Source organism: Pararhodonellum marinum, from assembly GCF_015354735.1.
GTDB classification, from domain to species: domain Bacteria; phylum Bacteroidota; class Bacteroidia; order Cytophagales; family Cyclobacteriaceae; genus Pararhodonellum; species Pararhodonellum marinum.
Map to the genome: position 1 here is coordinate 58,585 of NZ_JACEFJ010000015.1, position 13,178 is coordinate 71,762.

Here is a 13,178-nt window from a genome sequence, read left to right on the forward strand (position 1 = left end):
ATTAAATTGAACCCTTCTTATAAGCGAGTAATCAGACACCCAAAAGTGTTTAAATTTAGGTAACGATTGGAATAGGTTAAGTTAATTGCCAAATATCCAGTTAATATCAACCATAAGCAGGATCCATAGTTATGGAGCGTAATGCCGTAGCGCCAGATTAAACTAACTCAAAATGAACCAAACCAAAAATGCCATCAAAGTCCTCGTAGTAGGCTGTGGGAATATGGGAGCCTCCCATGCCCAAGCTTACCATAAGATGGAGGGATTTGAAATCGTGGGAATCGTTTCCAGAGGAAAAAGCAAAGAAGTTTTAAACGATCAATTGGGTGGAGGATATCCATTGTTTGATGATTATGAAACAGCATTGGCCCACAGTAATGCGGATGCTGTCTGCATTTCCACTTACCCTGACACCCATGAAGCCTTTGCCTTGAAGGCGCTTCAGCACGGCTGTCACGTGTTTATTGAAAAACCCTTGGCAGATACCGTGGAAGGCTCCGAAAAGGTGGTGGCGGCTGCTGTAAAGGCCAATAAAAAATTGGTGGTGGGCTATATCCTAAGGCATCACCCATCTTGGGAGAAGTTTGTAGAAATTGCCCATACTTTGGGCAAACCGCTTGTCATGCGCATGAACCTCAATCAGCAAAGCCATGGTGCGATGTGGGATACCCATCGAAACCTGATGAAAAGCCTGAGTCCCATTGTGGACTGTGGGGTGCATTACATTGATGTAATGTGTCAGATGACCCGGTCAAAGCCACTGCGCGTAAGTGCGATAGGGGCAAGGCTAACCAATGACATCCCCGCAGACAATTACAATTATGGCCAGCTTCAGTTGACTTTTGAGGATGGATCGGTAGGTTGGTACGAGGCAGGATGGGGACCTATGATCAGTGAAACGGCTTTTTTCATCAAGGATGTTTTTGGTCCTAAAGGCGCTGTTTCCATTCTGGCCAAAGATGCCGGAGCCGCTGGAAAATCAGCTTCCGTGGATGACCATACCAAAACAGAATCCATCAAAGTCCACCACGCCAAAATCAACGACAAAAATGAATTTATCCATCAGGATGAATGGATTGATATGAAGGATGAACCCGGGCATCAGGAGTTATGTGATCGGGAACAAGCCTTCTTTCTCAAAGCCATACAGGAAGAAATGGATCTGACAGACCACCATCAGGATGCAGTGAACAGCCTGAGAATTGCTTTTGCCTGTGATGAGGCGGTGAGAACTGGAAAGACGGTGGAGTTGTAAAAGGTAAGAGCCAGAAGCTGAAAGTAGGGATAAAACAGAAGAACAGAGAACAGAACTATAGAGCAATGGAAGAAAAGCTGGAAGCTCAAAGCTGAAAGTGGAGAAAAAGAATAAAAGAAAACAGGATATCAGAAAAAAAGCATCGAGCTCAAAGCTAAAAGTTTAGAATCAAGCACTCACTTGCCCATAGACTCTAAATCCCTATGAATACCTGATTAAAAGTCCCCCAAGTGGGGGATTTAGGGGGAAGAAAACCTGAAAGCTGAAAGTGGAGAAACCAGAATAACAGAAAACAGGATATCAGAAAAAAGCATCGAGCTCAAAGCTCAAAGTTTAGAATCAAGCACGCTGAACATGCTACCCCATTATTTCATAATCCCGGAGGGATTAAATACCGAAGGTTTTTAGCCCCGGGTGACAACCCGGGTAGAAGGATAGGTCAGTTAGAAATAAAACCCTGATAGGGTTTAACAGATATTGATAATCGGGGAAGCGTCAATTCAGGACAAATAAAAACCGATGGTGATTGCCATCGGTTTTTATTTTTGATCAGGATGCTTTTATTTTTTTAAGGTGATTTCCACCACGCCATTACTGCCCTTTTTACCATAGGCTTTAGTTGCGTTTTCTCCCTTTAAGACATTAATCGACTCAATGGTATCGGGAGAAATGGATTTCAGCTCAGCTTCTTTGATGATCTTTCCATCGACGACATAAAGTGGTTTTACGAAGCTCCCGTCCTTGTTGCTGATTTTAACCTCACCCTTTTGCAAATCGTCCGGAGTAATACTCTTTTCCGCATCGATGATTTGCACATAATGGTCAGAAGGTTTGAATGATTTCACCGAACCATCTAAATCATACCCCTCTTTTAACTCTATAAGGATGACTCCGTCTTTTGCAGCATTTCCGTATAGGCTTAGGGCTCTACCTCCTTTGATGACCTCTATATGGTCAATATTATTTGGATCTATTTTCCCCAAATAATCCTCAGAAACCACCTGCCCGTCAATAACAAACAAAGGTTTTGGTTTCACACTATCCAATCCGGCCCAATTTCCCTCTGAAAATCCAGCATTCACTGGCTTCCCTATTTTATAGTTAGAACTTTGAAGCTCTAGATTGTTGGCAAATCCATAATACGTGGTGGCCGGTTGCACCTTTTCTTTTTGTATTTTATCTCCAAGTGTAGGGGGATCTCTATCTTTTTCAGCATTGCCATATCCAACCACCTTTACCTCATGCTGAGCCACGTTATGAATTTCCTGAAAGGCATGGCCATCAAGTTTAAAAGTAACCGCCAAAAGATCTGAAACCGGTTTGTTACCTTTTGGGGCATTCCAATTGGGCGCATTGGCCAGTTTGTCGAGCACCTCTTGATCCAAAATTTTTGAAACACCTGAAACGATTTGGTAATTTTCTATTTTACCATCTTTGCCCAAATCAAGCTGAACCAGGACCGTCCCAGTTTCTATTTTTTCTCGTGCTTCTTGAGGATACTTCAGGCTCTTTCTGAGGTGATCGAAAAACTCCGGTGTGGGTTGAATCTGACCTGATGCCCGGTCAGCGATCTGCATCCATTCCGCAAATTTTTCAGTTGTGTTTTCTTTCTGAGGCAATTGAAACCGGACAGGTAAACGAATTCTCACAGCCACATCTCTGCCTCTCTGAGAACCTGGAGTCCATTTTGGGGAGCTTTGTACCACCCGCATGGCTTCTTCATCAGCGCCTCCGCCAATGCCTCTCAAAACACCCAAATCACCGATTTCTCCTGATTTCTCTACGACAAAAGTCAAGTAAACGGTTCCTTCTATGCCCATTTCTTTGGCTTTTTCAGGATACCTGAGATTTTCTTTGATAAATGCATTCCAGCCCTCCATACCTCCGGGAGGATTGGGCATATTTTCTACCACATCATAGATTTCAACTGGCCTTCCACTTTGATCTACGGCGATCAGTTGTTTGCTGCCAGGCAATAGGGGATAGATGTTGCGGAAGGCACCCGCCATTTGGCTTTGTTCTGTAAATTCAAGTCTCATGCCAGCTAAGCCCCGTACTGCAACTCCATTTTTTTCCCCAGGTTTCCATTTAGGGGCTTCGGGATTCATGATCGCCGCTATGACTGCTTCATCCAATCCGCCTCCAAAACTTTTACGGATCATGGGGTCCAGGATATGGCCTTTCTCATCTACAATAAACTCAATTTCCACACGTCCACCGATGCCCAGCGCATTTTCAAGATCTGGCTTTTGTACATTATTCGCAAAAAAGGTAAACCAAGCTTCTTCTCCTTCAAGCGGGGTGGGAAGCACTTCTAGATTTTCTTCAAAATCCCGTTTTCTATAACTTATTTCAGTAGAGGAATCCTTTCGAAGGGTTTCTATAAGTTCCCTTAATTTGAGGTATTCCTGTTCTGAATCAATATTGCCGAATTCATATTCCAATTCCCCAAGCTGAGCGATCAGTTTCCCTTCCTTTAACGGGCCGATGTGTTCATAATGGGTTGGGTTTTTTAATTTGCGGACTTTCATGCTCACATCAATGGAATCTTGAGCCATGATCAGCCTTTCTTTGAGCTCCATGGTTTGCTTTTCGGTATGATGGCCGAAAAGGTCTATTGGATCTATTGTTTTCATAGAAACCAACACCAGCAGCATACCGGTCAGGGGGAGGACCATCAATAGTTTTCCCCAATTAATTTGGGCACGTTTTTTCATCATCATGATTCTTTTTAAAGTAGTAGATCGGATAAAATAATTGCCAATAGGAAGATCTAGTCCTTTAAATGCTATTTTGATGATCAACTTTGGGTAACTTTCTTTGTTGTCTGTATGCCTTAAGACACTTTCATCAGCCATATACTCGTGCAGGTCCACCAAAGCGGCCCGCATCAGATGGATGGCGGGATTAAACCAAAAAATGATGCTTAAACCTTGGTAATATAGGATATCCCATGAATGTCTTTGTTTGATGTGTTCCAACTCATGTTGTAGGATGTGTTTTTGTTCAATGTCGCTTAGGGGCTCCGTATCGTCCCAAAAAAGCTTATCGAAATAAGTGAAAATCGGGGCCATCCCGTAAGTGGGGATGAGAAAATAATTTCCTTCCAACTTGAATACTGCCTGGTACCAACCCTTTTGTACCAGCATCCTCAACTGAAACAGCTGCCATATAAGCTGACTTAGGAGCAACAGCACCACAATACTGTATCCAAGCAGTAGATAATCCTTAAATTCCCAAAGTGTGGGCAGCTTTGTACTGCTTACTGTAACTTCCGGCAAGCCGAAAGTACCTACAATTTCCTCTACCTCTGTAGGTTCCAGAAAATTTTGATAAAAAGCAGTGTTTTCCAAAGAGATGGTAGGCTTATCAAAGCCTACCGGAATCTCTATCAATGGAAAACACAAAGCCAACAATGGAGTGATCAATAAATAAAATCTGGTAAAGTGAAAGGCTTTTTCACCTCTCAAAAACACCCAATATATTCCAAAAAAGAATAAAAGGCAGAATGTACTCTCCCAGATATAATTTATTAATCCCCCCATCTATGCTAACTTTTTTTCACTTCCTCTTTTACCTCAGCCATTAATTTGTCCAGCTCTTTGATATTAAGGTTTTTGTCTTTCGCAAAGAAAGAGGTCAGCCTTGTAAAGGAGCCACCGAAATATCCTGTAAGGAGGTTTTTGATTGAAAAGCTTCTGTATTCGTCCTTGCTTACGATCGGATAATACTCATGGGACTTGCCATAAGCAGTATGTTTGACGAAGCCTTTCCGCTCTAGAATCCGGATGATGGTGGAGACGGTGTTATAAGCCGGTTTGGGCTCATTCATTTTCGCTAGGATATCTTTGACAAAACCTTTCTCGATATCCCACAGGATTTGCATTACTTGCTCTTCCGCACGTGTGAGTTCTCTCATAAATTAATAATTTAGATAAAATGTAAGTGTAAAATTTACCTGAACTTAACCATTTAGTTTTTTAATTTCAAGCTTTAGGCTAAATCTTTCTATTGACAAAAGTAAATTTATAAATAAAAATATAGTTGAACAAATTATTCCTTAGTTTATTTTAATTTATTAGGTGAAGGAACAGCTTAAAAATGTAGTATTAGTCTATTTTTTTTTTGAACAAAAGTTAGTTTAAATTATTTTTATTGATGGATTTGATGTTATTTTTTATTGGACCCTATTGGAGCTTAAGCAGCTGAGTGAAAAAAAGGCAAAAAAAAACCACCCGGTGGGTGGAAAAAAAAATTTCAGGCAGTCCTCAATTTTATGATGCGTGAGGCATGCAAAAGCTTTATAATGGGGTAGGTGGGATCAAACTCATACCATTTGACTGCAAAGTTCGGACGGTTAGGGAGTCTGTGGTGGTTGTTCTGAAAGAGCTCTCCGAGCATCAACACATCAAGCAGAAGACTGTTTTTAGATTTGTCATTGTTGTCAAAATTGGCATAACCATATTTATGTCCACTCCAATTGACTATGGCACCGTGGATGGGTCCCATGAGGAAATGTAAGGGCAAGAGGAAATACATCCACCAATGGGTTCCTGCCAACTCAAATACAGAGATGCTCAACACGTAGATCAACACATAAAACAAACCCCAGCCCACTCTGACCATCATGGAATCTGCAAATAGATCAAATTTTTTCCAATCGGGAATGTCTTTCGAAAATCTTTCCTCAGGTTTTAACCTGAAGCTGAAATAATCATTGTAAATGTTTTTCGTCTTCCACATCATGGTGAAAAGGTTCTCCGTATGGTGTGGACTGTGTGGATCCTTAGGTGTATCGCTGTAGGCATGGTGCATACGGTGCAGCACCGCATAAGCCCTCGGAGACAAATAGGAGCTCCCCTGACAAAGCCAAGTGAACAAATAAAAGAACTTTTCCCAGAATTTGTTCATGACAAACATCTGATGGGCCGCATAGCGGTGCAAGAAGAAACTTTGGCAAAACAGCGAGAAGTACCAATGAAGGAGAAGAATGACAATTAAAATCACTGATAATTAAATTAGATGAATAATGCTTACAAATATACCCCCAATATCCCATATTTGTAACGTAAAGGCAGTTTTTTTGAGGAAACTGACAAAAATCAGCTTGTTTGACAGTTTTATACCCAATTACATCCCGTTCCTTATTTTATAGACCCAATTGCAAGAATTATTGCGTCCCTGGACCTTTTACAAACCTGCCCGGAAAGTTTCCGGTGTGTTCTCCATTATTGAGCACCTGTTGGCCATTAACAAAAACATGAATGATGCCCTCTGCATATTGATGGGGTTGCTCAAAAGTGGCCTTATCCCTGACTTTTTCAGGATCGAAAACCACCAAATCTGCAAAGTAACCTGCTTTTAACAGCCCCCTTTTTTTGATTTTGAGGGTTTGGGCCGGAAAAGAAGATAGCCTTCTTACAGCCTCCTCAAGTGAAAGCAACTTTTTTTCCCTGCTGTACAAACCCAGAACCCTTGCAAAAGAACCGTAGGCGCGTGGATGAGTGCTTTGGTTCAAAAACACGCCTTCATTCGTGTAACTGCCCGCATCCGAGCAAAAACTCACCCATGGTTGCTGGATGATTTTCTCCACGTTTTCTTCTGACATAGAAAAATAGACTACCTGAATCCTGCTCTGATCTTCCAGCATCAAATCTATCATGGTTTGGGCTGGGGATTTAGCTTGAGTTTCAGCAACCTCCGCCAAGTTCTTCCCTATGTATTTGCGCAGGTCAGGGTTTTTGAACCCTACAAAATGAATTTTATCCGGACCATGACCGAATTTGATCTCTTCTAAAATTTTAGATTGTTCCTCGGGATCGGCAAGACGTCCTAACAAAGCTTCCACTCCTCCCTCCCTTGCCCATTCGGGCATTTGGGTATGCAAACCTGTCGAACTGGCCGGGTAGGTGTACATGTCGGCAGTGATGGGAAGTCCTGCTTCCCTTGCCGCATTGACCATGGCAATGGCGGAGTCCATCTTACCCCAGTTTTCTTCTCCCGATGCCTTAAGGTGGTAGATTTGAGCCGGAATCTTTGCTGTCTGACCAATGGTAATCAGTTCAGCAATTGATTCGAGAAGTTTGGAGCCTTCATTTCTGATATGGGAAATGTACATTCCGCCGTGTTGGGCAGCTACTTTGGACAGTTCGATCAATTCCTCCGTGTCGGCATAGCGGCTGGGTTCATAGAGAAGAGAGGAGGAGAGTCCCACTGCGCCTGCCTTCATTTCAGCTTCCAGCAGTTTTTTCATTTGTGCCATTTCTTCCGGGGTGGCCTTTCTGTTTTCCATCCCTATGACATGCCTCCTCAAGGTGCCATTTCCAACAAATGAGGCCACGTTGGTAGAGACCCCTTTATTTTCAAGATGCTGCAGGTATTCACCCAATGTGGTCCAGGTGATGTCATATTGAATGTCCCCTTGCCCCTCCAGCATTTCTTTTTTCATGTCTTCACTCAAAGGGCCCATTGAGGTACCTTCACCCAAAACTTCCAAGGTAACACCCTGTCTCAGGTCACTTTGGGATCTGCCGTCCTCCAAAAGGCTCACATTGGCCCAACTGAGCATGTTGATGAACCCTGGCGTCAAAACCAAGCCGTTCAAGTCAAGGTCGACTTTGCCTTTTTTACCTTTCAAATTTCCCACAAAAGCAATGGTATCCGCATTAACCGCCAAATCACCACGGAATGAAGGTTCTCCGGTTCCATCAATGATGGTGGCATTTCTCAAAACCAAGTCGTAAGATTCGGTAGACTGGCATCCTGCTGCCAGCAGGAGCAGAAAAACAAGCTTCAATGTTTTCATGTGGCGGTTGTTCTATTGAAAGGTAACCCTAAGATATTCAAGCAAACCCAACAAATAAAAATTTATGTCCTTTAACTTGTCGGAAAGCAGGGCTTACGTTTTTGGAGAGGCTTTTTTATGCGGGTATTAACAAGCTCATTTTCGCTTGAATTTTCGCCTTAAGTTTATTAAAAAACTGGCTGCGGTCTTTTTCGCCTACAGAACTGATCATGGTGGATTTCTTCATCAGGTTGTCCAAGCTGTTGAACATGGCATCGTTGAATCTGCTGTCGGTAGAGCCTATAAAATACATCACACTATGGTTGAGATAGGTGATCCTAATGTTATCTATTTCAGCCATGAATGTATTGTCTCCCATGATAAATTCATTGACAAATAAGCGGTAACTTTCATGATCAGGTTCAATCGGTTTATTGGGAACAAACTTCTTCCCTGTCTCAGCCTGTTTTTCCAGATGATTGACCAATTCGAGCATTTGGGAATACAGCAGCCTGACGTCCTCAGGATTACTCATCAGCCCCATTTTGTGGTAAAGGTCTATTTGTGTGATGGTGGTATTGATACTTTCCTCATTCCAAATTTCTGTAGATGGAATCCGGTTGTACAGGTAAAGGATTTTTCTCAGCAAATCGTTGAATTCGTCAAACCGGTTGATCCTCGAATCAAAACTTTGTCCTTTAAGATTTTCATAATGAAGGATGGATTTCATCCAAAAGAAAAACTTGAAACTCGTCAGTTCCTTGAAGTAGAAATGATAAAATGGAGGAATATCCTTCATCAAAAAGTAGATGTGCTTGTGTTTATGGCTGTAGACCAATTCCAATTGCTTGTGGACATCTTCCAACCATGCCCCGAACCGATTATCCGAATAGTCATTCAATTTGCCGTGAAAGACAATGGCATCGGTTTGCAGGTTCAACAACTGATCCAAAGAGATTCTAAAATGCTGACTGATTTTTTTGATCTCATCCAGGTTGATGACCTTTTCGCCTCGGATTCTTCTGTAAGCACTATCCGTACTGATTTCCAGCAAATCAGAAATCTCGTCAACCAGCGATTTATAGGATGGAAGCAAGGATTTAAGGTGTTGGAAAAAGCGATGTTGAAAGTCATGGGAATTCATAGGCCTAAGTCGAAATGGTGGATAACAATTTCTTATGATCTCCTAATGGGAATTCGTTTGCCCTTTGCTCAAAAGACTCAACCACCTTATCCCATACCTGTATCTTTATCGAATTCCATAGGTTGGATGTATCTCCATAAAATTTATAAAAGTCTTATATTTACAAATAAAACTCCGAAAATTTTCTTTGTACATAATAATATTAGGAATTTTGGCCGAATTTTCCAAATTTCTTTGATATGATTTTTCTTTTGACAGATAGTAATTTTTTACCAAGATTTGTTTGCACAAATTATGGATAAAATGCATTATGGTGGCTTTAACCAAGAAGCAAAATCCTGCCATTAAAAGCGTTAATAAATCTGTTGAGAATTGAATTTGACTGAAGAAAGAAAGACATAAAATGTTCTGGTTCGAAATCATGCAAGGCTTGTTATTCTCCTAGGTTTATTTCTTGATTATTTATGGATTAATAGTAATTTTAGGCCAATCAAGGGGAAATGGTGCCTTCCTCTCCCAACCGCTTTATTGCTGATGGCGCCTACAAATAGCCAAATGAATGAATCACTTTATGCTTTTCTATTTGTAGGATGAAAGGATTTACTGCTAATTCGACTAAAAGAACATTAAAAATTTTCCCTATGCCGGACATTGAGATTTGCACCAACTCGACCAAGCCATGAAGTCTGCTTTATTGTTGGTAGGATTAGGAGGAATGATAGGAAGTGTTTTACGGTACCTGTCTTTTTATTTTTTGACAAAATGGATTCCATCAAGTTTTCCTTGGGGAACTTTCACCGCCAATGTCCTTGGTTGTCTTCTGATTGGATTGGTGTTTGGGCTTTCAGACAGGGTTTCTTGGATTACCCCTGAGTGGCGGCTTTTCCTGGCCACAGGCATTTGTGGCGGTTATACTACTTTTTCTACCTTTTCAATGGAAAATTTAAGATTTTTGCAAACAGGTCAATACGGACTTTTTATAGGATATAGCCTAGGCAGTTTTTTATTGGGACTGTTGGCAGTACTGTCAGGCTTGTGGTTGGGTAAATAAACTCTTAAAATTCCAATTGGACTTTAAGCTTGGAAATTATGAATCCGGATTTCAAAATCAAATTCAGTCCCAATAGAAATGTATCCTTGAACGGCTTCATCGGCATTTTTCTGATTTTCATTTTTTTGATTTCATGCAAAGGTGCCAAAGAAGCAAGATTTAGGGGCAGTTTGGAAAGCAACAATTGCCAGCAGGAATTCCGGTACCTCAACGATAATTTCTTGAGTCAAGATGATTTTGATCTTGCTTATTGGAGATCCATATTTGGTGACGATTTCTCCGACAACAGCATCATGGTGGCCCATACCATAAATTTGAAAGATCTGCTGCTGGCATACAGGGATAACCTGGACAATTTCCAGAATGACCCTTCCCTCGAAAACAAAGTAGCGGTGATGGATAATCTCCAAAGTCTCAACCATAGAATTAACCTGGTCTCTTTGGAAATTTCTGCAGTCATCGCAGAATTGGATTGTGAAGAAGAAAAGGCTGTTCAGATCGGTAATTTTATGAGAAAAAAGGAAGGGGATACCAACACCAAATTGACTGTAGGATCCATTGTGGTCGGCGCACTCGGAGCAGTGATGACAAGCGTTTTGGTTCTGAACGATAGGGAGGTCAGGGGAGAACGGGTCGCCATTGGCACTGCGGTAATTGGTGCTGCTTTTGGTTTTGCCATTTTGGCCAATAAAAGAAAAGTCGATTTTTACCATGAAAGAAATCCTTTAAAGGACTTTTGGGAAGGAGGAGAAACATCAGAAATCTATCCTCCTGCAATCTGGTTTTATCTGAATTATGAAAAAAACATCCATAGAAATGCCTCTTCATCCAGGAAAGAATTAAAACAAGGCTGGATCGAGGCGGAGGAGTTCGCCGACATGATGGCGGAGAAAAGGGAAGCACTGATCAATTTGCTTTTTGGGAAAGGAGGAGAGTATAGTGCCGATATGCTTTTCCAGAGAGCGGATATGCTGGACCAAGTAGAGGCACAAATCAACTGGATGAAAGAAGACCTTAGAAACCTTTCTATGGAAATATTAAGCTTACAGACTCCCTGATTGAATGCTAAGATCTTTCTCACAAATGAAAACCAGGAATTGATCAATTGATCCAACCGTTTTTTAAATTCAACTGGTTTAACTGAAATAAAAAGTTTGATTTACCGCTAAATTATCCTGAGGAAAACTAGGAAAATGTCAACTGATACCTTAAAATATACATTTGATTTATAATTATTGACAGTTCGGTTTGATAAATAGTAAATAGAGATTTTTCTTTCAATAATTCTGGTTGAAATATTTAATGGTTGCCATCAACCTTTTGAAATCCAGTTCCCCTTGGACTTCTTTGAGGTGATGGAGGATGGCCAGAGATTTTTTAAGGCGGCTGTCGGGGTTTTTGACTTGGGTAACAAGGTAAATTAGGCTTCTCTGTTTCCCCATGGTCAGTGCCCTGAAGAAGTCATTGCCTTCTTCGTCCTGATCAAGAAGTACCTGGAATTCTTCAGGCATTTCCAAGCCAAATTCGGTATGGTCTTTTTCCAAGACTACCTTGATTTTATCCCCCTCATTAAGGCGGAGTTTTTCCTTTACTTTCTTGTTGACAAGGATAAACCAATATGGTTCAGCTTTCATCAAGGCCGCCTGAATTTTTATTTGGTCTTGGAGGGTCACATACACCCGGCGATTGTCGCCTTCAATAAATGACAGGGCAATGCTTTCCGGCACCGGCACATGGAACTGCCAAAGCCTGTTGTTGAAATTTTCTAAGGTGCTTATAAATGATTCCACTTGGCAAAATGGTTTTTGGAGCTCAATCCCGCTGGTACCAGGACTGCATGATCTCTAATTTGTGGGGAGTAGTGATCAAGGCTTCTTCAGAGAACATCATGATCCCTGTAGCGGGTTTTTGGGAACCTCGCATCAGCACCTGACGGAAAGCTTCTGCGGTAACCATTCCTGGTTGGTCATGGGCCTGCACGATGGGCCAAATCCTCGGCCCTGTCCCTGATTCATTTTGGATGTAGGGTCCAAGCCACTTGGTATATTCATCTACCCAGGTGATTTCTCTACCCATCATCAAGTGAAAAAGCATAGGCGAAAATACATCCACCTCTTCAGAAAGGGCTTTCAAATCAATCCCCAGGTTCTTGGTTAGTGCCCCACCAAATTCATCCGGGTACCAGGCACAATAAAAAATGCCTAACAAAGCATCTGGTTTGGTGGTTTTGACCACCTGCTTCAGTTCTTTTACCCAATCGGTCAGTACCTGACTGCGCCATTGTCTCCATTCTTTGTTATATTTGGAAAGGATCCATTGGGATTTCAATCTGGAATTACCCTTGGGAAGTTTGACTTGACTGGATTTTTCAAAAGAATGCACGCATCGGTCACAAAAGCAGGTTTCCGGAAGGATAGGTTCCGGTGTCTCAAATTGGCCATGCCAGTGCAGATAATCCAGCCAAATCCCATCCACCGGATACCTGCCCAATAAGGTCCTCAGTTGATCTTTGCGGTAGGCCTTGAATTCGGGATCGGTAGGGCAGATGCCCATAAACCAGTCCGCTGGTTCTGCTTTTTCACCCAACTCATTGATGGGCCATGCCTCTGGGTATTTTTCGAGGTATTCTTTTCCGTTCAATGTTGGGAATTCCACATACACTTTGACCCCTTCGGATTGGGCGGTTTGAAACAGCTGATCATTCAGGGAAATGCTTCTGGGAAAAATGGCATTGACTCCAAGCGATTTAAAGCTATGGCCTCTGTCGAGCAGGGCGCCGGGATTGCCGTAAATGCCTTTGATAAAGGGCAGGGCTTCATTCGTTTGGGCATAGGTTGGAAGAACACAAAACAGGACAAATAAACAAATCCAGGTGAATTTCATAGATGGACTTTTGAGAAAATGATTCAACGGTAATCTGGAGCTACCTCATAAAAGCAATCTG

Annotated in this window: 10 protein-coding genes and 1 riboswitch; of the genes, 3 read left to right on the forward strand and 7 right to left on the reverse strand. The window is 41.8% G+C overall.

What is annotated here, in order from left to right:
- Positions 1-172: 172 nt before the first annotated feature.
- The gene (locus H1A14_RS20230) at positions 173-1,255 is read left to right on the forward strand and encodes a Gfo/Idh/MocA family oxidoreductase (protein ID WP_194778118.1); all 1,083 of its coding nucleotides are present in this window, start codon (positions 173-175) and stop codon (positions 1,253-1,255) included.
- Between the two features lie 560 nt (positions 1,256-1,815).
- Here the strand turns inward: H1A14_RS20230 and H1A14_RS20235 are convergent.
- The 5 genes from H1A14_RS20235 to H1A14_RS20255 form a co-directional block, all read right to left on the reverse strand.
- Positions 1,816-4,800, reverse strand: a complete 2,985-nt coding sequence (locus H1A14_RS20235; protein WP_194778119.1) for a M56 family metallopeptidase — start codon at positions 4,798-4,800, stop codon at positions 1,816-1,818.
- A gap of 5 nt (positions 4,801-4,805) precedes the next feature.
- Complete coding sequence (locus H1A14_RS20240; RefSeq protein WP_194778120.1) at positions 4,806-5,174, reverse strand: BlaI/MecI/CopY family transcriptional regulator; 369 nt, start codon at positions 5,172-5,174, stop codon at positions 4,806-4,808.
- 338 nt (positions 5,175-5,512) lie between these two features.
- The gene (locus tag H1A14_RS20245; protein WP_194778121.1) at positions 5,513-6,262 is read right to left on the reverse strand and encodes an acyl-CoA desaturase; all 750 of its coding nucleotides are present in this window, start codon (positions 6,260-6,262) and stop codon (positions 5,513-5,515) included.
- 163 nt (positions 6,263-6,425) lie between these two features.
- Positions 6,426-8,060: an N-acyl-D-amino-acid deacylase family protein gene (locus H1A14_RS20250; protein WP_194778122.1), complete on the reverse strand. Its 1,635-nt coding sequence runs from the start codon at positions 8,058-8,060 to the stop codon at positions 6,426-6,428.
- A 115-nt stretch (positions 8,061-8,175) separates the two neighbouring features.
- On the reverse strand, positions 8,176-9,183 hold the full coding sequence (locus tag H1A14_RS20255; protein ID WP_194778123.1) for a helix-turn-helix domain-containing protein: 1,008 nt from the start codon (positions 9,181-9,183) through the stop codon (positions 8,176-8,178).
- A gap of 487 nt (positions 9,184-9,670) precedes the next feature.
- Positions 9,671-9,734: riboswitch (Fluoride riboswitch) on the forward strand.
- 128 nt (positions 9,735-9,862) lie between these two features.
- On the opposite strand from H1A14_RS20255, the gene crcB reads away from it, so the two are divergent.
- Complete coding sequence (crcB, locus tag H1A14_RS20260) at positions 9,863-10,234, forward strand: fluoride efflux transporter CrcB (protein ID WP_194778124.1); 372 nt, start codon at positions 9,863-9,865, stop codon at positions 10,232-10,234.
- A 38-nt stretch (positions 10,235-10,272) separates the two neighbouring features.
- Positions 10,273-11,292 carry a hypothetical protein gene (locus tag H1A14_RS20265; protein WP_194778125.1) on the forward strand — a complete coding sequence of 340 codons (1,020 nt, stop codon included), beginning with the start codon at positions 10,273-10,275 and terminating at the stop codon, positions 11,290-11,292.
- Between the two features lie 219 nt (positions 11,293-11,511).
- Here the strand turns inward: H1A14_RS20265 and H1A14_RS23375 are convergent, their stop codons facing one another.
- Entirely contained in the window at positions 11,512-12,024 is a 513-nt protein-coding gene (locus H1A14_RS23375; protein ID WP_194778126.1) for a YdeI/OmpD-associated family protein, read from the reverse strand.
- A gap of 22 nt (positions 12,025-12,046) precedes the next feature.
- Entirely contained in the window at positions 12,047-13,117 is a 1,071-nt protein-coding gene (locus tag H1A14_RS20275; RefSeq protein ID WP_194778127.1) for a glycoside hydrolase family 10 protein, read from the reverse strand.
- Between the last annotated feature and the right edge of the window lie 61 nt (positions 13,118-13,178).